Genomic DNA, 23,062 nt, shown 5'->3' on the forward strand with positions numbered 1-23,062 from the left:
ATCAACGCCAGCAAAGAAAAAGTGGAGAAGGATTGACTGTGGTATCTCTTTAGATTGCGGACTATCCTTGCTGCTCAATTATATGTGCGGCAGCTCGATATCTCTTCCTCTAATTTGACCAGTCAACCCATCCGTTGGCACCAGCACCAGGATTATCACTATTGCTGAATTTAGACCAATCAACCCAGCCATTACTATCAGCGCCAGGGTTGTTAGCGCCTTGGTTTCTGTCTGTACTGCCGGAGTTAAACGCGCTACCAAATTGCTTGAACAACTGCATTCCCGCCAAAGCGCCACCAAGCACATTCGTCCCATGGTTTTGATAAAGGGATGAACTTGATATTGAGCCACTATTTGCACCAATATATGGGGTAAGTAAGCCATTAATTTTACCTGCTTGATTTATCAGATAGTCGTTGGCATTCTGAGCCTGGTTATAGGCATTATTTTGCACACTACCAAGTAGCCCCGCACCCGTTGCCCTGTTCTGACTGTTCAATTGATGAGTATTGAATTGCATGCCAGTGTTGTATTGATTGGCTTGTTGCTGATTCGCCAGATTCTGCATGTTAGTTTGTTGGCGATTGCCCAGATTCTGCAAATTCATTTGCTGATTTCCCTGGTAATTTGTAGAATTTGCCTGCTGCTGGAATTGCGAATTCTGCATCAAGGTACTCAGCAAACCTTGGTAAGCTTGTTGCTGCGCCTGATTTGCTGAGTTGGCATTGAATTGATTACCCTGATTAATCATGCCAGCATTGGCAAGATTAACTTGGTTTGTAGCAGCAGCATTCGCGCCGGATACTCCATATTGCTGACCTGATAGTCCCATGGCTGCGGACAATTGGTTTTGGCGGTCCTGCGCATACTGCTGCGCCTGCGCTTGCACTGCAGCATCAGTTTGATTTTGCCCTACCTGAGACAATGCACGCGTCATATTACGTGTCAGGGAATCTGCTGCCTTACCCTCCGCCAGGCCCTGGCGTGAGCCGCCATATTGGCCATTAACGATGGCATCACCTCGAATGGATGGCAGCAAGTCTTGCTGGAAGCTGGTCAGCATGTCATCCTTGAGATTCTGGAAGTTTGCTGAACTTTGATTCAAGCCTTTTTGAATTGCACCAGCAAGGTAGGGGTTATTTCCCAGATCGCCATTAATGATATTACCCAGAGCTGGATTCAAGTTCAAATCATTTTGACTTGGCGCATTGATCTGTGCTGCAGGTGCTGCCGTAAAGACACGCGCCTGTTCGGCATTGTAGCCATTTGGCGCATAGCCTTGCGCCGCCATCATCGGGTTGGTAAAGATACCTTGTGCGCCATAACCCTGGGCGGCATTCATCTGCGGCGCTGAAAACGAATCATTCATCAATCCCAGCGCTGTCATACGTTGCTGCCCGAAATCATATGCGCTATTTGCGCCGACGTAATTATCCGCAGCAGTACCAGATAACTGCAAGCCAGGATTTTGAGGTTTATCAAGCAAACCCTGATAGCGTGACAACAAGCCTTGAGTCGGTTGATTATAGTCAGACTCAGCATAAGTTGGTTTGCCATTTTCATCCGTGCCAGTTGGCTTGGCACCTGTTTTTAAGGTTTTTTCACCAGATCCAAACAGCATCGCCGTAATGCGCGGATCGAGTTGCTGTTGAGTTGTTTGTGTTTGTTGCCCTCCTCCACCAGATTTGCTGGCGGAATAAATTGAGGAGGCCGCCGTTGCTAACCCTACTACTGCTGCAACCATATTAATCTCCTAACCATTTGCTATAAAATATTTCTACCGGTCTGGCACCAATCCTTTTAAAAAGAGCACTTGCATCAGCGTGAATTTTTGAACCCATGAACCATCTTTGAACGCCACGCCTACGCAATTCTTTTTCAACAAATCTGAATAGACGGATCCCTGCAGTTCCCATACGTTTATCTTTGCGTACGTAAAAGATATCCATAATGCAAGTCAAACATGTACTGTAATGAAGTCCTGGCGACACCATCCCGATAAAATAGCCAATCATTTCACCAGCTTCGCGCAATGTTACAAATAGCAATTTTCCAGATTCTTCATGCTGCCTATAGATGTCATATTGAGGAGACAGTGGTACGTGCTTTTTATCAAGAGCCAATTCCTCATAATGCAATGGAAGCAGTGTTTTTAACTCCGCAAGCATTTCTGTAAATGATTCAACATGACAAGTAATCATCTGGAGGTCCTGATATCAACGATTAAATGGATTCTATCAATTGCGCTATTATTTATTACTTCATGCTCAAGCTTATTGTTGAACCACCAGACTTCACCGATAGCCATATAGACTTGTTCATTTCCTGAGCGGAACACTACTCCAGGAGCGGATTGAAGCACAATGTGAAATCTGGAATAATATTCGGCATGCGAAGGTGTATCAGCATGTGGAAATATTTTTCCGCCAGGTTTTATTTTATTAATCATACATCTTCCCAGCCTTTCGCCACCTACACGAGCCATTAGTGACATTATTAATGCCTTGGCTTCTGGCAGTAATTTATATGCTGGGTAATCTATGCTTTCATGCTGATCATATTTGCTAAGTGCGTTCTGTAATTCTTCTTCTGTTTCTGCAACGGTTTTCACAGGAAAACGAAGCATAATTGATTCAATTTCCCCAAATGGTCCTTGTGGATAATCCCGCAAATAGGTGTCTTCTTTCCAAATTTCCGGACGTCTTTTTATTGCTAAAGCTAGCGGTGTTATGTCAGCCCCCTGAGCTATACACATAAAATTTTCCATACTCATATATCTCCACTTAATTGTTGAATTACCGACTCAGCCATTTTCTTTAAAATTTCGGGATTTCCTTGCGCAGCGGATAATAATTTTTCAAATTTCTTAGCTTCTGGGTTTTGCATTTTATGAAGCGTTTCTATAATCCCTTGTGCTGTTTTTGCATTTGGACTTTGCATTAATTGCAAAGCCAATTGCAATCCGTTTGGAGTAGATTGTGAGTCACGTCTTTCAATTTGATTCAACAACCCTATACGGGCTCTCCCTTGAGTATTGCCAAGTAAAGTATCCATTCTTTATCCTAAAAGTACCCAGGCCGATGTTGCACCCTTGTAGTAATAAATTCCAGTGCCCACCCCAGGATTCCACGATATACCATCTGCATAGCGAATATCGCCGTCCCTGGGCTTGATTGGAGCCGTCGTTGTTTTTTCCAGATGCCCCAGTCCTATCAAGTTAATAGCAGCTGATATTCTTTGCAGTTCAGATATAAAAAAACGCTGCAATTCGGCAGCGTCTGTTGGTAATGTCGCGGGAACATAATTAGCGCTCCCCAAATTAGTGGCTTTCACCATGCCCCCACAGTTTCAACATCAAAATCGAAAGAGTCGAGCCGCCATTGAAATGAAGTGCCTGTAGCAAATTTCACTGCAATATAGCGCCCTGAAACGAATAGGTCACTGGCTACGCTTGAGCCTATAGTGTAGGTCACATCCGTATAGGTTGGATCTGCATACGGTGAGGTCGCGGCACCTACACTGATGATCACGGTTTGCCCGGGATTGCCGGATATTCTGGCTCTGATGCCTTTGATAAATTTAATACTTTCCGGTGTATCAAACGACAGCCCACGACGTTCAAGAAAAGCTGGTGGTATGCTGCCACTGAAACTTGCAGAGGCATCCAGCATATATAGTTTCATGTCATTGGATGCCATCAGGACGCGGGCGGAATCCGGGGTATAGTCTGGGCCATTCCAGAAGGTCAAGTCAGAATCCCATGAATCAGCGTCTTGCGACCAGGTTCCCCCAAGATCAGTTGACACTGAACCGTAACTGGCATGATTGATGCCAGGTAAATCACGGAATGAAACTGTTTTATCAACGAAGTTATATACCATGGCCGTATCACATGCCGTTGCACCTATGGATGGATAAGCCAGATAAATCTCATTCAGGAAAGGATTCTTAAAACAAAATACCAAACCCCGGTTCGCGACATCAATATTTTGAAAGAATGATCTGCGTGTCTGTTTATCCAATACCGATGTCGCTGTTTGCCCATCATGCACAATGACGTCTGAACCTGTAACAACAAAATGCCAGCCATCAAACTCTACTGCACAGTTACGGTTCAACATACCAGACATGCCCATTATTTTTGAGAACCTGAATACCGATTGTCCACCAACATAATCCATTCTATGAGTAGAATTTTCAGTGTAGATGATGAAGGAATCCCGCAATGACAAGCCATCGACGATAGGGCTGATGGCTTCGGCAAGATTAGCCTCACCGGCATCTTTGGTGGTATCTGCAGCATCCCATGTGGACGGAAATGCGCCAGGGTCGGCAGGATGCGACCATTTCACCAAGAAAGGCTTATTTGTTCCTGCAACAGTCACATTCAAAGCCACCAAAAAATTCTTGTAAGTCCGCAGTGACTTGCAATAGGTATTGGCTGGCCAGTTGACCAGATCAATAAATTTGTTAGCCACATTCAAGTCCCAGGTCATAGGCACTTTGGAGGTATCACCTGTATTCACCACAGGCAAACCGGATAACAAGGCATGTGTCCACTGGTTCACAACTCCTGTGCGTGGTGTGGCATGCGAGATATCAGTGTGTATCACGGAACCAGTGGAATAAGTCGCAGCATAGGCCTTCGAGGCAGACAGATATAAAAGCCTGAGCGCCAGCACGAGCATGTCGTGCAGCACAATTCTGTCGAATTTCTGCGCTCATCCACAAAATTCGTTAACAACGCGCAGAAAACAAAAAGCCCCGCTGCTTTACAGTAGCGGGGCCAGATTAAATCTAACAAATCAAATTCTTCAGGACGCAAATCGCCCTGAACAGAACTATATACTGATTATATAATCAGTGCAAATTTTTCTTAAGCTTGAACATTACCAGGAAATTTCCTGAAAACACAGAGCAGATATTTAAGAAAAATCCTGCCGCTCAAAACCAAAAACCCCACTTTTTACAAAGCAGGGTTCGTGGTTTTTATCTGAGGGATACTACAAAATGGCAACAGGACGCAGCTCGCCCTGAACAACACTATACACTGATTATTTAATCAGTACAAATTTTTCTTATTGATTTATTGCAGGCAGTAAAAGCAAAAAACAACAACTCAGAAACAAGCCAGATACAAATTTTAAAAAATTAAAATAAGTAATAAAAACAATCGATTAAAAACCATAAGCCCCGCTTTTCATAAAGCAGGGCTTATGGTTTTTATCTGGGAGGATGCTAGTGTCCTGTAACAGGGCGCAACTCGCCCTGAACAACACTATATACTGATTATTTAATCAGTTCAAATTTTTCTTCCTTATCAATTTTTTCGATATCTTTCCAAGCAAGCTTACAAAAAGACAAGGGCTCAGTCAACACTAAATCTACCAAGCCCATGATGAATAAAATCACAATGGCTTGCTTTCAGTCATATAATTATTCAAAGCAAATTTTTCGCTATAAGGTGTTCATTCTAGGGAGCCAGGTATCTTGCCCGTATCATCCTTGAACAATGTCTTATCCTTGGTATTGAGGAATCTGCTACTGGTTTTCGTCTACATCCTGTTTGGACGTATAGCCTTGTTGCTGGCAATTCCTCCCGGTTATGCCATTGCCGTCTTTCCACCGGCAGGGATTGCCGTTACCGCTGTATTAACACGCGGTTACCGCCTGTTGCCTGGCGTCGCTCTCGGCTCATGTATTTTCAATCTATGGATAGGCTGGGAAAGCCAGGGGCAACTCACTGCAGCCAATATACAACTTGCGCTCCTGGTTGCCACTGGCGCCATGTTACAGGCAATGGCCAGCACCTATCTCCTAAAACGCTTTATTGGCTACCCCGCGGCACTTGATGATGAACGTCATGTTGCCCTCTTCCTGTTACTGGCCGGCCCGGTTGGTTGCCTGGTCAATTCCAGTGTGGGCATTATCTCCCTGTTCGGCCTAGGTTTGTTGCCAGTTGCCGACATGTTTGGTAACTGGCTTACGTGGTGGATAGGTGACATCCTCGGTGTCCTCATCGTCGCTCCGCTCGTCATGATATTGATAGGCCAACCGCGTACCATCTGGCAATCACGCCGCTACAACGTGGGGCTGCCTTTGCTATTGACACTATCCGTCGTGGTTGCCGTCTTTCTGTATGTGCGCGATTCGGAAATTGAGCGACAAAAACAAGAATTTAAAACTGAAGCGAACCGCATGGTGCAAGCCATACAGCAAAGATTTGATTTCCAGAGCGAGCTGCTGCGCAATATGGAACGCTTCTTTGCCAGCTCAGATCATGTCACTAGGACCGATTTCCACAGCTTTGTCAGCACTACCCTGGAGAGAGAAAGCACCATCATCGCCGTCGATTGGGCACCCCTGGTCATGCTCCGTGACAGGCCAGCCTATGAAGCCAGACTCAAGGCAGAAGGCCATACCACTTTCAGCATCAGTCAGAGCATCAACAAACAACTATTCGGTCCCGCAAAAGAGCGTGAGTTTTATCTGCCGGTTGAATTCGTCGAGCCCTATATGGGTAATCGCCCGGCCCTGGGATTTGATCTCTACTCAGAACCAGGTCGAAGGGCCGCCATAGAAAGAGCCAGGGACACTGGCCATCTCAGCACCACGTCGCCACTCAGCATCATTCGGACGGACAGGGCAAAAGATGTCACTGGCAGTCTGATTTTTGCACCAGTCTATACGCGTAACAGCTCGCCTTCGACCTTGGAAGAAAGACGTGCCGCTTTTCGTGGTGTCGTGCTGAGCGTGCTGCAAGTCGATGAACTGGTCAGACATGTTTTTTCCGATGAAATACGCGCCCAGGTCCTGTTCCGCCTGCGTGATTTGAATAGTCCCCCCGACAAAGCCGATGTCTACAACACCCTGGGCCAGCAGCCGAAAGCCCCTGGATTTCGCACCCTCATCCAGTTTGGCGATCATCAATTTGAATTCCTGGCACAGCCCTCTCCTGCCTACTGGCAGTTACATCATTCCTGGTCCGCCTGGGCCACCTTGATAGGCGGGCTATTCTTTAGCAGCCTCATCAGCGTGTATTTGCTGGTCGTCAGTGGCAACGCCTTTCATATTGAGCATAAAGTAAGGCAGCGCACACTGGAACTGCAAGCCAGCAAAGAAGAATTAATACGCAGCGGCTTGCTGCTGCAAACCGTCATGGAAGGCACAGAATCCTATATCCACGTGCGTGATCTTGATGGACGCTATCTCTACATCAACAAGGAATACGAAATCGTCTTCCAGATGAAACGTGAACAATTAATAGGCCAGACCATAGAAGATGTTTTTCCGCCTGAGCTGGCCAGGAAATACCGTAGTGCAGAACAAACCGTCATCGCCACCAAGACAGCCCTGCGCACCGAAGCCATGGTGCAACAAAAAGATGGCATGCATACTTACCTCGTCGTCCGTTCTCCCCTCATCAATGCCGATGGCGAAGTCTTTGGAGCCTGCGGTGTAGGAACCGACATCACCCAGCGCAAGCGTGATGAAATTGCCCAATATGAAAACCTCATGCTGCTGCAAGCAGTCATGGACAGCACCGCATCAGCCGTCTGCCTGCGCGACAAGCATGGCAATTATCTCTACGCCAATAAAGAATATGACAGGCTCTTCAAACCTGCCAATATCCCCAGCCTGGTTGGCACCAGTGTGTATTACCTATTCCCCAGGGATAAAGCTGAGCAATACATGCACATGTCGGATGAAGTCATCCAGACCGGGACAATACGCCGCACAGAAATCGCCGTGACAGCAGCTGGTATCAACACCACCCACATCCTCATGCTCACTCCCCTGCGTAATGAGTCGGGTGAAATCTACGGCGTCTGCACAGTAGGTACTGACATCAGCCAACGCAAGAAATCCGAAGAAGCCATCCTCGCCCTGAACACCCAACTGGCTGCGACCACCGCCCTGCAGAATGCCATCCTGGACAGCGCCAATTTTTCCATCATCGCCACCGACACTACAGGCTTGATACAAGTCTGGAGTAAAGGCGCAGAACTCATGCTCGGCTATAGCGCAGAAGAAATGATAGGCTTGCAAACCCCAGTCAGCCTGCATGAACCCGCCGAACTGACGAATCGCGCCACCAAACTCAGTCTGGAATTTGATACTCCCGTAACAGCAGGGTTTGCCGTGTTTGCCCTGCGTGCACTGCATGGCATGGCAGATGAAAGCGAATGGACATACAGGCGCAAAGATGGCAGCCACCTGCCTGTCATGCTCTCGGTGACAGCGCTCAAAGACAGCCAGGGAGAAATTTCCGGCTTCCTCAATATTGCCTACGATATCACCGAACGCAAAAAAGTCGAAGTCATGAAAAACGAGTTCATATCCACCGTTTCGCATGAATTGCGTACCCCACTGACATCCATACGTGGCGCGTTAGGCTTGCTGATGGGAGGCGCGCTAGGGAAAATGCCTGAAAGTGCCGAAAAAATCCTCGACATCGCCACCAAGAATTGCCAGCGCCTGGTCAGGATGATCAATGACATTCTCGATGTCGAAAAAATAGAATCAGGCAAGATGGAATTCAATTTTTCTCAAGTACATTTGATCCCCGTACTGGAACAAGCCATCGCCGCTACCAGCGCCTATGCAGAACAACACCAGGTCAGCCTCAGGCTCCAGACAGAGGTTAAAGAAGACCTCGTCAGGATAGATACCGACCGCATCACCCAGGTCCTCATCAACCTGCTCTCAAATGCCGCCAAATTTTCACCCCAGGGGGCTTGCGTCGATGTGCTCCTGAGTTCCCAGGCTGGACAACTGCGGGTCGCCATCATAGACCAGGGTATAGGCATAGCCGATGAATTCCGTGACCGCATCTTCCAGAAATTTGCCCAGGCAATCACTTCCGACTTCCATAAAAAAAGTGGCACTGGCCTGGGCCTCAGCATCTCCAAAGCCATCATAGAACACCATGGCGGGCAAATCGGCTTCACCAGCGTCATAGGTCAGGGTAGTGAATTCTTTTTTATCCTGCCAGTCGATGCTGAAACCGGTAGCCAGCAAGAAACCCATCAAGCCTGACTAAAATACTTGCCAGGCGCTTGCCCAAAGTGACGCCTGAACATCACAATAAAATTGCTCGGTGTCGCATAACCCAGGGCATCCGCAACCGTAGCCACCGCTTCACCTGCAGCCAAACGTTCCAGCGCATGCAAGAGCTGCGCCTGCTGACGCCACTGCCCTATGCTGATGCCTGTTTCAGCCAGGAACAAACGGCTCAGTGTGCGCACAGACATACTGGCCAGGCTGGCCAGCTCAGGCAAACCCAGGCTACCCCCCGGTTGTGCCAGTATCGCCGTAGTCACTTCTCGCAAGCGATGGCTGGCAGGCATGGGCAAATGCAAGGCCTCATGCGGTGCCTGACGCAACTCATCCAGCAAGACCGTGATCACCGCCGTCTGCTCCCGACTCAGCTCCTCTACCGCAGGCCAGCTCGCCGCACGCGCCACCAAGGCGCGCATCAACGCATTAATACTGATGACACAGGGCTGGGCCGGTAAAGCGGTACAGGCTGCCACAGTCAACAAGACACTCCAACCACTCATGGCCCCACTGACGCTCACATGATGCGCTTGCCCTGGCGGTATCCAGCCGGCACGGTGAGGCGGTAGCAACCACGACCCATGCCTGGTGCGCACATGTACCAGCCCACTCTCCACACAAAACACCTGCCCGCGAACATGGCTGTGCCAGTCATATTCCCGCGTTCCCAGCAAAAACTGCTGATCGGCATCCGCCCCATTCTCGCTGCGCAAGGCAATCAAGGGTGGGCCATCAGCCCAGTCACTATAGTCAGGAACAGAATTTAATCTCATGGCAAGAATTCATTATTTATTGTCAAAACAACGTTATCAGGCATTCTCTCTTTTGTCCAATAATTGGCGCAAGACAAATCAACCTGGATAAAAAATGAAGACTCCTCTCCACATCTGCATCATAGGCGCCGGACTAGGCGGCCTTTGCCTGGCACTAGGCTTGAAAAAACATGGCATCAGTTTTGAAGTCCATGAAAAAGATGCCGCACCTGACAGCCGCAGCCAGGGTTATCGTCTGCGTATAGACCAGCTTGGCCAGACTGCACTTGCCTCCTGCCTGCCCGCCGCGCTGTATGACTTGTTCCAGCACACCTGCGCCCTGCCTTCAGCTCAGGTCAACACCCTCAATCCACAACTTGAGACTCTGACAGACAAATGGGTAAAAGACTGGCAGCATGACAAAGCTGGCGCAGATACTGTGCCAGATCTAAAAGCCGACCGCCTCAGCATGCGCCAAGTCTTGCTGAGTGGCGTACAAGAGCATGTGCACTTCAATAAAAACCTGATTGGCTACAGCGAACAGGCCGATGGCAAAATCCTCGCCCAATTTGAAGATGGCAGCAGCAGCCTGGCCGATATACTCATTGCCGCCGATGGCGTGCATTCAAGGGTCCGTGATATCCGCTTTCCCGACTTGGTCCCACAAGACACAGGCAGCATCTGCATCTATGGCAAAACCGCATATAGCGATGATGTGCGCCAGCAAGTAGCCGTGCAATTACAAACCGGCACCTCCATCATCTTTGCCCATGAAATAGCAGCCGTCGTAGATACCATGTTATTCCGCGATGATGTGCAAGCAGACGACACCAGCATTAGCCCCAGAGCAGATTACATCTACTGGGCCCTGATAGGCAAACGCTCCAGCTTTGGCCTGCACAATGACCAGCGCCTCCCCGCGACCTCACTCGCCATACACAACTGCCTGACGCAGACGACAGCAAACTGGGCCACAGGATTACAAGCACTATTCCAACTGACACCCACAGCAGCACTGGCCCTGCTACCCATCAGGACAGCCAGCGACATGCCCGTATGGAACACGCATGGCATCACCGCCCTGGGAGATGCCAGCCACGCCATGAGCCCCGCCAGCGGTCTGGGTGCCAATTCCGCCCTGCATGATGCCGCCGCCCTGGTAACCGCTATCCAGCAGGTATATATAGGCGTCAGCACAGCAGAACACGCCATCAGAAGCTATGAAGACCAGGTAAGACAACACAGCTTTGCCGCCCTGCTGGCCTCACAAAAAGGCAGCAAGCAATTATTTGGCAGCAAAGACAAGTCAGCAAACTGAAATCATCCATCAAACAAACATCCAGGCCAGCCATGCAATTCAAGCACCTCAATTTAAGCATCAGCAATGCCCGCGCTGCTGCATTTTTTTTAACGCTACTTCGGTTTTAACACCAGTAAAGAAATACATGGCTTATCTCCAATGCATTCTGTTGCGTTTATTTTTTCTCACTAAACAGCTAAAACATTGCATAATCGCTACCGCGCAATTGCTTGCATATGCTGTAAAAAAAGTGCAATGAAAAAATTCACGCACAATACGGAGACATCATGAATAAAAAAATCACCAGCGTCCTGTTAGTCAGTTTATTCGGAACGATATTAGTTGGATGCGGTGGCGGCAGCAGTAGCAACAGCGCTGGTACCGTCAGCATTGCGCCAGATACCAGCAGTCAAAACCAAATCAGTGCCGGTCTTGTCCCGGTAATCTTGCATGGGCCGGTGCCTGCTGACTCCCCCAAGCCGCCCAGCGGCGCTACCTACGCCATGTCATTGGCGATCCCACCACGCCATCAATGGAATGCCAATTATGGTTATTGTGGTGAAGTCGCCTTCATCAGTGCCGGTTTGTATTATGGCCAGTATGTATCGCAATACACCGCACGGGCTGCCGCCACACCGGGCGTGAATCAAAACGACGTCAGTAGCCAGCTACTCGTTGCTGTCAATGATTTGACGGCAGCAGCCAATATGCATCTGAATGCCATTGAATGGAATGGTCAGGCCAACACAGTCACCACCAACCAATACCTGGCCTGGGTCAAGGGCTATGTCCTGGCAGGCTATCCAGTGATCATGGGTGTCTATGTCAATTGGTATGAGCCTGGAAGCAATCCCTCTGCTGGCTTTTCCAGCTACGACCACATCGTGCCCGTCAATGGCATCGCCTCCAACCACCCCCTGGTACCCGGCTTGAACCAGACTTATTATGCCGACGATATTTTGCAGCTCAGCGACAACAGCGGCACCAACAATATCAACTACCCCAATCAGACCAGTGCACCACCAGTCGCCGCTGCTTATCTGTTCCAATATGGCTTCGACAAATTCCAGATGACACGCACCCAGGCGAACGCCGCAACTGCACCACCATACTCACTTGCCTTGCATAGCAACAGCAGCACTCAAAATGCCGCCGTCGCAATCACCGGTGTCATCGACCTGAATCACGAAACCGTACCAGTACGCCTGGCTACCGACTTGAATTACGAAAACCCGGCAATCACCAAAGGGGCGAATACCGCGCCAGCAGCAGCCCCATTGAGCTTGATCGCAACCGTATACGGTTTGACCGCCGGGGTTAAATACAATGTGTATCAATACAATACACTGACAGCTATCCCCAATTCCGCCTTCAACGCCAACGCCGCTGCGGCCTACCAAAGCTACACATTCACCGCCACGAACTCCAGCTATGTACTTCCCGAAATAAAAATCATGTCAAATCAAGTCGCAGCATTCCGCGCCGTGCCTGCATCAGCACATTAAAGAAATTGATCCAGCCCGCATAGATACCATGACGCTTCGCTACGCGTCATGGTCAGCATAATCATTGGTCTGCAGCCTGTAGGGTGCGTTGTAACGCGCCGATTTCTGCACTACTACCACTCTCGTTTTACCACCACAACCGGTGCATTGCAACGCAACCTACTTACTTCCTTCCTATTTTTACACATGGAATGTCCGTCTTCTCTAGCTCAAAATCAAGCAAAAGAAAATTCCAATTGCACTTGCAACTGAGAATGATTCTCATTTATAATAAACCCGATTAAAATATATTAGTCGTAAAAACTCCCCTTTTTACGATGCTCCCAGCCTCAAGCACGGTGCGATGTCCGTGTCGGCTATGGAGTTGACATGATACGCACCAGCCAGTCGCCGCTAGCCAGTGTCCAATTTTCTAATTAGGAAACACGATGCTAAGCAAGACGCAAATCGCCCTGGCGCTGGGTATGGCATGGGGCATGGCTCCGGCAACTACTTTTGCACAAACTCCCGGCCCAGTCCCACCGACAGAAGCAACTACCCTCAAAGATATTACTGTTACCTCTACGCGTACAGCCAGGACAGTCGATAGCGTGCCCAATACCGTCACCGTCATCCCTGCTGCCAAGATAGAGCAAGAAGGTGGGCGCGATATCAAGGACCTGTTCCGCAATGAACTCGATATCAGTGTACGCGCCGCCCCTACCCGCTTTACAGCGGCTGGCAGCTCCACTGGTCGCGCTGGTAACGAAGGCATCAATATCCGCGGTCTGGAAGGTAACCAGGTCTTGATGCTGGTGGATGGTACGCGTGTACCGGGTAGTTTTTCGTTTGGCGCATTTGCAACAGGCCGTGGTGATTTCCTTGAACTCGATGGCATCAAGACAGTAGAAGTCTTGCGTGGCCCTACCTCCACACAATTCGGTAGCGATGGTCTGGCTGGTGCAGTCAGCTTCCGCACCCTGGACCCGTCTGACCTGCTCAAAAAAGGCCAGTCTTTTGGCGGCTTCGTGCGCTCTGGCTATGCCACTGTGGACCGTTCATGGCGCAATACTGCCGCCATCGCTGGCGACAATGGCAGCTGGCAAGGTTTGCTGCTGCTCAGCGACCGCCGTGGTAATGAAACAGAAAACCGAGCCGACAATGACGCAAAAAACGTCAACCGCACCAAACCAAATCCCGTTGATTTCAATGCCCAATACCTGTTGGGTAAAGCAATCTTCAAAATCGATGGTAATCAGCAAATCGAAGCCAGTGTAGAAGCTCAAAAACGCACGCAGGATACTGAAGTTTACTCTGCCCGCGCCATCCCGCCACTGGCATCTACCAGCACCCTGGACCTCGATACCCGCGACAAGGTAGAGCGCAATAAGCTGAGCCTGGCTCATAGTTATAAAAACCTGAATTCCAGCTGGTTGCACAATGCCGAGACTCGCCTGTACTGGCAAGATGCCAAGGTCAGCCAATACTCTGCCGAAGACAGGAACACCGCCGCTGACCGCACTCGCGACAATCACTACAACACCAGGATCATCGGCTTGTCCAACATCATGGAAAGCAATTTCTCCGGTGCTGTTGAACAAAAACTCAGCTATGGCTTTGACTGGAACCGCACTGAAGTCACCGGCCTGCGCGATGGCACGGTGGCCCCATTTGGCGAGAGCTTCCCGGCCAAGCCTTTCCCTGATACGACTTACACCGTCACAGGCGCCTTCATCCAGGATGAAATCGAAGCAGGCAAGCTGAGCATCATCCCCAGCCTGCGTTATGACCATTACAAACTTGCACCATCGAGTGCAGGTTACACAGGCGGCGCAGTCGCGACCCTGTCTGACAGTGCAGTCACACCGCGCCTGGGTCTGGTATGGCAACTCGACGCTGCCTTTGCACCTTATGCACAATTCGCCAAGGGCTTCCGTGCACCTACTCCTGACCAGGTCAACAATGGCTTTACCAATCTGGCATCTGGCTACACCAGCATAGGTAACTCGCAACTGAAAGCAGAACGTGCCGACAGCGTTGAGATTGGCTTCCGTGGCAAGGTGCAGGGTTTGCGTTATTCCTTCGCCGCATTCGACAATAGCTACAAAGACTTCATCAGCCAGCAAGTAGTGCGTGGCACAGGCACTGCAGTTGACCCACTGGTATTCCAGTACATCAACCTGGCCAAGGCACAGATCCGTGGTGCAGAAGCCCGTGCAGAACTGCAAATTGACAGCAACTGGCAAGCCACTGCCGGTGTCTCTTACACCAAGGGAGACAGCGAAGTTGCTGGCGTAAAAACGCCACTCGACACCATCAACCCGATGAAATTCCTGGCAGGTCTGCGCTATGACACAGCAGCCTGGGGGGCACGTGCGCAATTCCAGCATCATCAAGGCAAGCAGCTCGACAGAATCGCACCAGCAGCGACAACACAGTTTGCACCAGGTTCTTATCACGTCGTTGACCTCGGTGTGTACTGGAAGCCCATGCCAAACCTGACAGTCAATGCCAACCTCAACAATGTCTTTGATACCAAATACTGGGCCTGGTCTGATGTACGCGGCCTGGCTGACAACACCAACGTCAAAGATGCTTACACCGCCCCTGGCCGGAATGCCCAGGTATCAGTTCGTTACGACTTTTAAGAAGGAATCGTCATGCCAGCCCAACATTTGAACCCGCAGCAAAATGCTAAAGTACGTGAAGAATTCGCCAGCATGCGCCGTGAGAAAAAAGCCAGACATCGTGACATCGCAGAAACTTTGGAGATCAGTGAAGGCGAGTTGATCGCTGCCCACGCAGGCACAGCAGCTATAGAAAGCAACTGCCTGCTGCGTGCCACCTGCCTGCGCGCAGAATGGCCAGAAATCATCGCCGCGGTAGAAAGCCTGGGCGAAGTCATGGCCCTGACACGCAATCCCTCTTGCGTCCATGAAAAAACTGGGAGCTACAGAAAAATCAGCCACAACCACCATGTCGGCCTGGTGCTGGCAGGTGAAATCGATTTGCGAATTTTTTATCAGCAATGGGCGTTTGGTTTTGCCGTCACTGAGCAAACAGGAAGTGCTGAAGAACGCAGCGAGCAAAAAAGCCTGCAATTCTATGATGCGATCGGCACGGCCATTCACAAGATCTTTATCAAGCCACAAAGCAATGTAGAGGCTTATGAAGCCCTGGTCGCCAGTTTTACTGCTGTTGAACAGCAAACCGGTATACAAACAAAAGACGCCGCAAAAAAACTGCTGGAACTGGCTGACAAGGATATTGATGTCACCGGCTTCCGTCAGGCATGGGCATCACTGCGTGATACCCATGAATTCTTTGGTCTCATGAAAAAATTTGCCGTGACACGCACCCAGGCATTGCGCCTGGCTGATGAGCAGTTCGTCCAGCAAATCGATATCAGCAGCTGCCAGGACCTGTTGCAGGCAGCCGCTGCCGAAGCCGTGCCTATCATGGTATTCACTGGCAATGCAGGCATGATACAAATCCACTCCGGCCCGGTCAGCAAGATTGCCAAAATGGGCCCATGGGTGAATGTACTTGACCCACGCTTCAACCTGCATCTGCGTGAAGACCATATCGCCAGTGCATGGGTCGTCAAAAAGCCAACCACGGATGGCCTCGTCACTTCACTGGAATTGTTTGATGCCGATGGCGAAACCATCGCCATGTTCTTTGGCGAACGCAAACCCGGCAAGCCAGAACTCTGCGAATGGCGCGCGCTGATCGACAACCTCTTGTCAGAAAGCCAGACATGCGCAGCCTGAGTCCGCAAACCCAGCACAATCGCCTGCGCAGGCAGGCTTTGATGCAACTGGCAGGTTTGGCGGGCTTGGCTGGCTCCAGCTTGCTGCCATCCTTTGCCCTAGCCGCAACCGGCAAAGGCAAGCAGCGCATCATCAGCGTAGGCGGCGCGATCACCGAGATCATCTTCGCCTTGAATGCCAGCAATGACCTGGTCGCAGTCGATACCACCTCCAACTTCCCTGAGAGCGTGCAAAAACTGCCTAACGTCGGTTATGCCCGTGCCCTGTCGGCAGAAGGTGTACTGGCCCTGGCTCCAACGCAAATCATCGCCAGCGAAGATGCAGGCCCGCCTGCCGTGATACGCCAGCTGACATCCTCCGGCATACCACTGGCGGTCTTGCCTGCGCATCACAAGTTTGAAGGCGTGCTCGATCGCATCAAGCAAATTGGTGAACTGACTGGCACACAAGCCCAGGCAGCTACCCTGATGCAAAGCCTGCAGCAGGAATGGACCAGGGTCCGCACGCCGATAGAGCAGCGCAAAGGCAAGAGCCCCAAAGCCGTGTTCATCCTCGCTCATGCACCTAACCAGATCATGGTGGCAGGTCGTGAAACCGCTGCCAATGCCGTGCTTGAATATGCAGGTGCCAGCAATGCCCTGACGGCGGCGAATGGCGGCAATGGGTTCAGTGGCTACAAGCCTTTGACACCAGAAGCCATGATCGCCGCCCAGCCTGACATCATCCTCGTGACTGACCAGGGTCTCAAAGCCTCGGGCGGTATAGAGTCTGTGCTGAAATTGCCAGGTGTGGAACAAACACCGGCAGGCCGCAAGCGCCGCGTGCTGTCACAAGAAGCCATGCTCATGCTGGGCTTTGGGCCACGACTGCCATCGTCTATCAGCCAGCTTGACAGCGCCATCATCAAGGCCATGCAGGCATGAAGACCTCAGTAGCCGTGTCTGGTGAATTGCGAAAAGGTTTACACCAAGGTTTGCAGGCAAAGCTTTTGCAAGGCGGCAGGCCCGGCCTGCTGCTGGTGCTGGGTATCTCCCTGCTTGCCGCTTTGCTGCTGAGTGTGCAATTCGGTGCCGTGCCTGTCACATTGCAAGACTGGCGGACCCTGCTAGCTTTCAACGATGACCAGACTTTGACAGGCAGCAGCTATGTCTTGTGGAATATCCGCCTGCCACGTGCCCTGTTTGCCGTGCTGGTGGGTGCAGCACTCGGCATGTCAGGTGCCTTGACGCAAGGCTTGTTCCGCAACCCGCTGGCAGATCCCAATTTGCTGGGCATTACTGCCGGTGCGGCCGCGGCTGCGGGTTTGAGTATCGTTGTCTTGTCAGGCATGCACTTGCCTATCCCCATGTCCTGGCGCATGTGGATCTTGCCGGTCACTGCGTTCAGCGGTGCGCTGCTGGTTTGCTTTGCACTTGATCGCGTCGCGCGCTGGATTTCTCCTGGTTCCATCGTTGGCCTGCTGCTGACAGGTATAGCCTTGAATGCCCTGAGCGCTGCCGTACTGGGCCTGTGCACTTACCTCGCAACGGACGAGCAATTGCGTAACCTGAGTTTCTGGACCCTGGGTTCACTGGCAGGTGCCAACTGGCTGGCTGCTGGCTTGCTATTGATGCTGTTGTTACCAGCCTGGTGGTGGGTCAGACGCATGATCAGCGCCATGAATGCACTGGCACTGGGCGAAGCTGCGGCTGCCCACGTCGGCATTGATGTACGCCGTTTGCGCACCCAGGTCATTGTGCTGGTCGCTGTACTGACCGGGTTTGCCGTAGCCTGGTGCGGCATGATAGGCTTCATCAGCCTGGTCGCCCCGCATCTGGTGCGCACCATGGGTGGGCCAGATCAAAGACAGGTGATACCACGCTCCATGCTCATGGGTGGTTTGCTCTTGCTGCTGGCTGACACCGTGGCACGCTGCATCGCCATCCCGGCTGAAGTACCAGTAGGTATTTTCACGGCCCTGCTGGGCAGCCCTTTCTTCCTGATCCTGCTGCGTAATGCACGTGGTCGCTTAGCCTGAATCGTCTACACAATCATGTTAATGAAAACCACCACACAACAGGATTTTCTCCAGCTTGACGCCGTCTACGCCAGGCTGGGCAAGAAAGACTTTGGGCCCTTTAACATCAGCATAGGCAAGGCAGAAAAAGTCGCCATACTCGGCCCCAGCGGCGCAGGTAAATCCACGCTGTTAAAACTGCTGTCCCGTGAATTGAAAACCAGCAGCGGCAACATCGCTTTCCAGTCACGCCCGCTGGCAAGCTGGTCCTTGATGGAACTCAGCCGCCTGCGCGCTGTCCTGCCGCAAAACAGTGATGTCGCCTTTGGGCTGGAGACTGATCTGGTCATCAGCCTCGGCCGCGTCAGCCGTGCGCATGACCCTGAACTGTCCAACATCGTCAGGCAGGCAGCAACCATGGCCCATGCCGCCCATTTGCTGGGCCGCCGCTTTGACAGCCTCTCTGGCGGCGAACAGGCACGCATACAACTGGCACGCATCTTTGCCCAGCTGTGGGACCAGCGTGATGGTCTGATACTCGTCGATGAACCGCTGGCAGCACTCGACCCCGGCCTGCAATTTGACCTGCTCGCCAGCCTCGAAGAATATGCGACAGAACGCCAGCATGCCATCGTCGCCATCCTGCATGACATCAACCATGCGATGCAGGCATTCGAGCGCCTGCTGTTAGTCAAGAATGGCCAGCTCGTTGCCGACATCGCCAGCAACCGCGCAGCAGTACCGGCGCTGGAAGACTTATACGATATCGCCCTGACCTGCATGCATAATGAAGAAGGCGATTTGCTGGTCACTCCCTTACGTGCTTCATCCCGCGCCAGGAAAAGCGCATACGAAAAAATGGATCAATGTAGCAATGCGTAAATTATCTCGATTAGCAAGTGCAGCCACAGCACTGGCCACAGCCAGCCTTTTATCAGCATGCGCGACTCAGGCTGAAAATCCAGTCAGCGGCAGCAAGATATTGTTATTGGGCGAAGTCCATGACAACCCAGACGGACATGCGCAACGCTATGCCGACCTGCAAAAACTGGTCATCGCTGGATGGCGTCCCGCCATCGCCATGGAACAATTCGACCGCGAAAACCAGGCCGAACTCACCCAGGCACAGGCAACTTGCACTGATGCAGACTGCATCATCAGCAAGCTCGGCAACAAGCGCTGGGAATGGCCGCATTATCGCCCCGTCATCCAGCTCGCCATCGATTACAAACTACCGCTGCTGGCTGCCAATCTGTCCCGTAGCGATGCTGCCCGTGTCATGCGTGAAGGCTATGCCGCCGTGCTCGACAAAAACACCATCACCGGCTTCAAGCTCGACCAGCCCTTGCCTGCCGTGGTAGTCGATGGCCAGCGCGCCGCCATGGAAAGCGGCCATTGCGGCAAGATGCCAGACAATATCGTCCCCAGCATGGTCAGGGCACAAGTCGCGCGTGATGTCGTGATGGCCAAGGTCGTCGCTGACAATGCTGACCGTGGTGTCGTCCTGCTGGCTGGCAATGGCCACGTCAGGCGTGACCTTGGTGTGCCTGTATGGCTGCCTGCCAGTCAGCAAGCCGGCCTGCAAATCCATGCTTATGTAGAAACTTATGTAGAAGCAGATGACAGAAAATCAGGAAGCGTATCCACTGCGTCCACTGCATCCATCTATGACGTCAGCCATGTCGTCAAGACACATACCCGTCCCGATCCATGCCTGAGTATTCAAGCACCAAAAAATCCAACTTAGAACCCAGCTTAGAACCCAACCTAGAACCCAACTTAAGCCTAGCGCAGAGGAACACATGAAACATCAGTCATCAGCCAACGCTTGCCAGCACCTCGGCCTGGCTACAAGTAAAGTCGGCGAAGTCATGATCTGCCCTGAATGCGGGGTAGTCCACCTGTCTTTGAACCATGTGTCCCTGCGCTTTGATGTCGAGGCTTTCCGCGTGCTCGCCTATATGCTGGCAGAAGCGCAGTTAAATATAGAAAGCTATGATGCGCGCCTGCCCAAAACACCGGAAGCGCCTCACGTCACCGGCTTTGAAATAGCACCGGGCAAAAAAATGCATTAAGCAAATCATTAGGCAAATCATCAAGCAAATTTATGCAACATCACCTGGTCGGAAGTATCAAGAGGAGTACTGTATGTGTGAACATGACAAACATAGTATTGCATTAACACCAGAAGCGACACCGGCAGGTTCACGCCGTCGCCGCATCTGGGATTTGACGCATGAATGCCATTGCCCCGTCGTCGGTGTCTGCATCCCACTGACGACCTTGCGACGTATCGTCAACAAGGCCATGAATGGCCAGGCCATAGCCGAAGACTATGAAATCCATGTCGGCGCGATTGCTGAGTGTGGCCGCCGCAACCGTCTGTCAGAAGCCATACAGCAAGAACTGGAACAGCGCTATGCCCGCACCATACAGGAATTTCGTGCGGCAAAAACAGTAGAAGCCGTCACCCGCCTGTGGCTGGCCGCCATCGACAAAGGCGATGTCGCCGGTGCTTTCTGGGCCGCACTGACACACCCACGTTGCGACGCTGATTTGCAAGACGGCTTATGCCGCGACATGCATATGCTGCAGCACCAGGCCGGTGCCAGCGTACGCATAGACATCGCCCGCTTCAATGCCCTGGTTGAACAAAACAAATTATTGACCCGCGAACTGGGCCGCGTGCAAGAAAGACATAACCGCGCCCTGGCAGAAAAAACCCGCGAAATAGAAAAACAAAATACCCAGCTAATACAACTGCGTGCAGAAAGCATAGGTAAGGACAGCAGCATCCATTTCCTCAGTTGCGACTTCGCCGCGCTAAAAGCAGAAATCCCTGAACTGGAAACCCGCCAGCGCCTGCTCAAGAAAATCGAGCAAATGGCTGAGCGCCAGACCGAAACAGAAAACCAGGTGCGCGAGCTGAAACAAAAACTCGCAGAAGCCAGCAAAGCCGCCGCCGACATACAAGAGCAGGCAGCCGAGCAAAGCAGGCAACAGCCAGAAGAAAAAGTCTACCCCATCACCCTGCACCTGAAGCAAAAGACCGTGCTGTGTGTAGGTGGCCGCAGCGGCAATGTACCCACCTACCGCGACCTCATAGAACGCATAGGAGGCCGCTTCGCCCACCATGATGGCGGCCTCGAAGACAACCAAAGCCTGCTCGACGCCAGCCTGGCCGCCGCCGACCTCGTCATCTGCCAGACCGGCTGCATCAGCCACACCGCTTACTGGCGCGTCAAGGATTTCTGCAAACGCACCGGCAAACGCTGCGTCTTCGTAGAAAACCCCAGCGTCTCATCACTGGCACGCGGACTGGAAAAATTCTCGGAAGATGAAACAGTAAATACAGAAATGGCCAGTCAATAAAAACGTAATTCCCTCTGTAGGAGCGGCTTCAGCCGCGAACAGCAAATGCAGCAATGCCAACATCACGCACAGCCGACGCAGCAGAACATTCGCGGCTAAAGCCGCTCCTACGAAAAACCAGCACTTACTGCAATGAGCACCTCACTTCAGGACATCCGCAACATTCACGATATCCACCCCCTGCATTTGCCCCAGCCAGCTATCAAACCAGGGTTTGTGTGAAACACCGACGACAGACAACACACGTGCCCCCGGGCGCTCACGGAAAGTTTCACGGATATTGGCAACCATGCGCATATTGCGTATCTCCCAGCCAGCCACCCAGATCTGCGGATAACCTTCTGCAGACTTGGCGCGCATAGCCGGTACCACATTCGTCTCGGCATAAATCCGCAAGCCTTCTGGTTCGCTGATATAGCGGTACAAAGGCAAAAGGTCGGTGGCCAGCATCAATTCCTCTTCCCGCTTCTTACGCAGTTTCTGGTCTTGATTACCTGCCGCCCAGGCAGATTCAATGGAGCGTACAAAAGCCTTGATATCGGCCACATCAATACGGTCACCAGTATGGTTATCCACGGCATGAACGCGCTGCAAACCCAGGCGTGCTGCCAGTTGCGCAGCGATCAGGTAGTTTTCATTATTGCGTTTTCCAGCCTGCATGAGCTTTTCTACCAGCGCCTCATTCAAGCCATCGCCCGCATGGCGCTCCGCTTCTGGCAATTGCAGCCATTGCACATAGGCCGATGCCGTATCATACGAAGCCATGAACAAGGCCGCGAGACGACGGCGTTGCGCTGGCTTTACCTGCATTGTCTGCTTTGGCCAGGCTTTCAGCAACTTGTCCGCCTCAGCCATCGCCGCAGGCGCATCCAGGCCCGTCGCCAGCCTGGCTGCTTCGACCGATGCGCAATAGTCAGCACCATATCTGGCGACATGACGGGCGGCCATATCACATTCTTCACCAGACTCAGTTTCTATCGTAATGATCTCTGGTTTGAATTTCGCCAGCTTGTCGAGCACACCGTCCAGCGACGCAGGTTTGAAGCTGGCTGGCATGCCACGCAAATGCACAGTCCCCAACACCAGCACTTGGGCACGCGGCCCCGCCATGTCACGATCCAGCGTCGTCAGATCAAGCTGCGCCTGTGCCAGAACCGGCATCGCTACACTTGCAAACAGAATCCGTTTTACCCATAGCCCCATACCTTACCTCCAGTCGAATAAATCTTGAGAATGTAGGGTATGCCTTAGGTATGAACAAGAAGAAATGGACAGAATGCAGTTATCGCTGCATGGAATGCAAAAATCAAAGCATAACCAGAAAC

Annotated in this window: 19 protein-coding genes; 11 read left to right on the forward strand and 8 right to left on the reverse strand. The window is 51.6% G+C overall.

What is annotated here, in order from left to right; all coding sequences use genetic code 11:
• Positions 1-109: 109 nt before the first annotated feature.
• From ACO0LC_RS09750 to ACO0LC_RS09775, 6 genes are read right to left on the reverse strand one after another with little or no spacing between them, the layout of a single operon-like run.
• Complete coding sequence (locus tag ACO0LC_RS09750) at positions 110-1,744, reverse strand: hypothetical protein (RefSeq protein ID WP_423002471.1); 1,635 nt, start codon at positions 1,742-1,744, stop codon at positions 110-112.
• 1 nt (position 1,745) lies between these two features.
• Positions 1,746-2,201: a hypothetical protein gene (locus ACO0LC_RS09755; RefSeq protein WP_423002472.1), complete on the reverse strand. Its 456-nt coding sequence runs from the start codon at positions 2,199-2,201 to the stop codon at positions 1,746-1,748.
• Entirely contained in the window at positions 2,198-2,773 is a 576-nt protein-coding gene (locus ACO0LC_RS09760; RefSeq protein WP_423002473.1) for an aspartyl/asparaginyl beta-hydroxylase domain-containing protein, read from the reverse strand. The genes ACO0LC_RS09755 and ACO0LC_RS09760 overlap by 4 nt, the downstream gene beginning before the upstream one ends.
• Positions 2,770-3,054 carry a hypothetical protein gene (locus ACO0LC_RS09765; protein ID WP_423002474.1) on the reverse strand — a complete coding sequence of 95 codons (285 nt, stop codon included), beginning with the start codon at positions 3,052-3,054 and terminating at the stop codon, positions 2,770-2,772. Before ACO0LC_RS09765 ends, ACO0LC_RS09760 begins: the two co-directional genes overlap by 4 nt.
• Before the next feature lie 3 nt (positions 3,055-3,057).
• Positions 3,058-3,333 (reverse strand): hypothetical protein, encoded by a 276-nt coding sequence (locus tag ACO0LC_RS09770; RefSeq protein WP_423002475.1) that lies wholly within the window; start codon positions 3,331-3,333, stop codon positions 3,058-3,060.
• A complete protein-coding gene (locus ACO0LC_RS09775) occupies positions 3,330-4,700 on the reverse strand; it encodes a hypothetical protein (protein WP_423002476.1) in 1,371 nt (456 codons plus the stop codon). The genes ACO0LC_RS09770 and ACO0LC_RS09775 overlap by 4 nt, the downstream gene beginning before the upstream one ends.
• Positions 4,701-5,490: 790 nt before the next feature.
• Between ACO0LC_RS09775 and ACO0LC_RS09780 the strand changes: the two genes are divergently transcribed.
• Positions 5,491-9,039, forward strand: coding sequence for a CHASE domain-containing protein (locus ACO0LC_RS09780; protein ID WP_423002477.1), 3,549 nt, complete (start codon positions 5,491-5,493; stop codon positions 9,037-9,039).
• Here ACO0LC_RS09780 and ACO0LC_RS09785 read toward each other — a convergent pair.
• Positions 9,030-9,833, reverse strand: a complete 804-nt coding sequence (locus tag ACO0LC_RS09785) for an AraC family transcriptional regulator (RefSeq protein WP_423002478.1) — start codon at positions 9,831-9,833, stop codon at positions 9,030-9,032. The genes ACO0LC_RS09780 and ACO0LC_RS09785 overlap by 10 nt on opposite strands.
• A gap of 94 nt (positions 9,834-9,927) precedes the next feature.
• On the opposite strand from ACO0LC_RS09785, the gene ACO0LC_RS09790 reads away from it, so the two are divergent.
• The 10 genes from ACO0LC_RS09790 to ACO0LC_RS09835 all read left to right on the forward strand — a co-directional run bounded on the left by ACO0LC_RS09790 (position 9,928) and on the right by ACO0LC_RS09835 (position 21,737).
• Positions 9,928-11,130, forward strand: coding sequence for an FAD-dependent oxidoreductase (locus ACO0LC_RS09790; RefSeq protein ID WP_423002479.1), 1,203 nt, complete (start codon positions 9,928-9,930; stop codon positions 11,128-11,130).
• A 269-nt stretch (positions 11,131-11,399) separates the two neighbouring features.
• Positions 11,400-12,617, forward strand: a complete 1,218-nt coding sequence (locus ACO0LC_RS09795; RefSeq protein WP_423002480.1) for a hypothetical protein — start codon at positions 11,400-11,402, stop codon at positions 12,615-12,617.
• A gap of 428 nt (positions 12,618-13,045) precedes the next feature.
• The gene (locus ACO0LC_RS09800) at positions 13,046-15,244 is read left to right on the forward strand and encodes a TonB-dependent hemoglobin/transferrin/lactoferrin family receptor (RefSeq protein WP_423002481.1); all 2,199 of its coding nucleotides are present in this window, start codon (positions 13,046-13,048) and stop codon (positions 15,242-15,244) included.
• A gap of 12 nt (positions 15,245-15,256) precedes the next feature.
• On the forward strand, positions 15,257-16,369 hold the full coding sequence (locus ACO0LC_RS09805) for a hemin-degrading factor (protein ID WP_423002482.1): 1,113 nt from the start codon (positions 15,257-15,259) through the stop codon (positions 16,367-16,369).
• Positions 16,357-17,292, forward strand: coding sequence for a heme/hemin ABC transporter substrate-binding protein (locus tag ACO0LC_RS09810; RefSeq protein ID WP_423002483.1), 936 nt, complete (start codon positions 16,357-16,359; stop codon positions 17,290-17,292). The genes ACO0LC_RS09805 and ACO0LC_RS09810 overlap by 13 nt, the downstream gene beginning before the upstream one ends.
• Positions 17,289-18,386, forward strand: a complete 1,098-nt coding sequence (locus ACO0LC_RS09815; protein ID WP_423002484.1) for a FecCD family ABC transporter permease — start codon at positions 17,289-17,291, stop codon at positions 18,384-18,386. The genes ACO0LC_RS09810 and ACO0LC_RS09815 overlap by 4 nt, the downstream gene beginning before the upstream one ends.
• Before the next feature lie 21 nt (positions 18,387-18,407).
• Complete coding sequence (locus ACO0LC_RS09820; RefSeq protein ID WP_423002485.1) at positions 18,408-19,247, forward strand: ATP-binding cassette domain-containing protein; 840 nt, start codon at positions 18,408-18,410, stop codon at positions 19,245-19,247.
• Positions 19,240-20,112 carry a ChaN family lipoprotein gene (locus tag ACO0LC_RS09825; RefSeq protein ID WP_423002486.1) on the forward strand — a complete coding sequence of 291 codons (873 nt, stop codon included), beginning with the start codon at positions 19,240-19,242 and terminating at the stop codon, positions 20,110-20,112. Before ACO0LC_RS09820 ends, ACO0LC_RS09825 begins: the two co-directional genes overlap by 8 nt.
• Positions 20,113-20,167: 55 nt before the next feature.
• A complete protein-coding gene (locus tag ACO0LC_RS09830; RefSeq protein WP_423002487.1) occupies positions 20,168-20,440 on the forward strand; it encodes a hypothetical protein in 273 nt (90 codons plus the stop codon).
• 73 nt (positions 20,441-20,513) lie between these two features.
• The gene (locus tag ACO0LC_RS09835) at positions 20,514-21,737 is read left to right on the forward strand and encodes a DUF2325 domain-containing protein (RefSeq protein ID WP_423002488.1); all 1,224 of its coding nucleotides are present in this window, start codon (positions 20,514-20,516) and stop codon (positions 21,735-21,737) included.
• Between the two features lie 141 nt (positions 21,738-21,878).
• On the opposite strand, the gene ACO0LC_RS09840 is transcribed toward ACO0LC_RS09835, so the two are convergent.
• Complete coding sequence (locus ACO0LC_RS09840) at positions 21,879-22,898, reverse strand: DUF5694 domain-containing protein (RefSeq protein WP_423002489.1); 1,020 nt, start codon at positions 22,896-22,898, stop codon at positions 21,879-21,881.
• Between the last annotated feature and the right edge of the window lie 164 nt (positions 22,899-23,062).

This window comes from Undibacterium sp. JH2W (assembly GCF_049340425.1).
Lineage (GTDB): Bacteria > Pseudomonadota > Gammaproteobacteria > Burkholderiales > Burkholderiaceae_D > Undibacterium.

Coding starts and splice junctions, on each gene's coding strand:
- ACO0LC_RS09795 (WP_423002480.1), top strand. CDS start 11,400: ATGAATAAAAAAATCACCAGCGTCCTGTTAGTCAGTTTATTCGGAACG.
- ACO0LC_RS09760 (WP_423002473.1), bottom strand. CDS start 2,773: ATGAGTATGGAAAATTTTATGTGTATAGCTCAGGGGGCTGACATAACA.
- ACO0LC_RS09805 (WP_423002482.1), top strand. CDS start 15,257: ATGCCAGCCCAACATTTGAACCCGCAGCAAAATGCTAAAGTACGTGAA.
- ACO0LC_RS09815 (WP_423002484.1), top strand. CDS start 17,289: ATGAAGACCTCAGTAGCCGTGTCTGGTGAATTGCGAAAAGGTTTACAC.
- ACO0LC_RS09835 (WP_423002488.1), top strand. CDS start 20,514: ATGTGTGAACATGACAAACATAGTATTGCATTAACACCAGAAGCGACA.
- ACO0LC_RS09840 (WP_423002489.1), bottom strand. CDS start 22,898: ATGCCGGTTCTGGCACAGGCGCAGCTTGATCTGACGACGCTGGATCGT.
- ACO0LC_RS09765 (WP_423002474.1), bottom strand. CDS start 3,054: ATGGATACTTTACTTGGCAATACTCAAGGGAGAGCCCGTATAGGGTTG.
- ACO0LC_RS09810 (WP_423002483.1), top strand. CDS start 16,357: ATGCGCAGCCTGAGTCCGCAAACCCAGCACAATCGCCTGCGCAGGCAG.
- ACO0LC_RS09820 (WP_423002485.1), top strand. CDS start 18,408: ATGAAAACCACCACACAACAGGATTTTCTCCAGCTTGACGCCGTCTAC.
- ACO0LC_RS09785 (WP_423002478.1), bottom strand. CDS start 9,833: ATGAGATTAAATTCTGTTCCTGACTATAGTGACTGGGCTGATGGCCCA.
- ACO0LC_RS09790 (WP_423002479.1), top strand. CDS start 9,928: ATGAAGACTCCTCTCCACATCTGCATCATAGGCGCCGGACTAGGCGGC.
- ACO0LC_RS09800 (WP_423002481.1), top strand. CDS start 13,046: ATGCTAAGCAAGACGCAAATCGCCCTGGCGCTGGGTATGGCATGGGGC.
- ACO0LC_RS09755 (WP_423002472.1), bottom strand. CDS start 2,201: ATGATTACTTGTCATGTTGAATCATTTACAGAAATGCTTGCGGAGTTA.
- ACO0LC_RS09750 (WP_423002471.1), bottom strand. CDS start 1,744: ATGGTTGCAGCAGTAGTAGGGTTAGCAACGGCGGCCTCCTCAATTTAT.
- ACO0LC_RS09830 (WP_423002487.1), top strand. CDS start 20,168: ATGAAACATCAGTCATCAGCCAACGCTTGCCAGCACCTCGGCCTGGCT.
- ACO0LC_RS09825 (WP_423002486.1), top strand. CDS start 19,240: ATGCGTAAATTATCTCGATTAGCAAGTGCAGCCACAGCACTGGCCACA.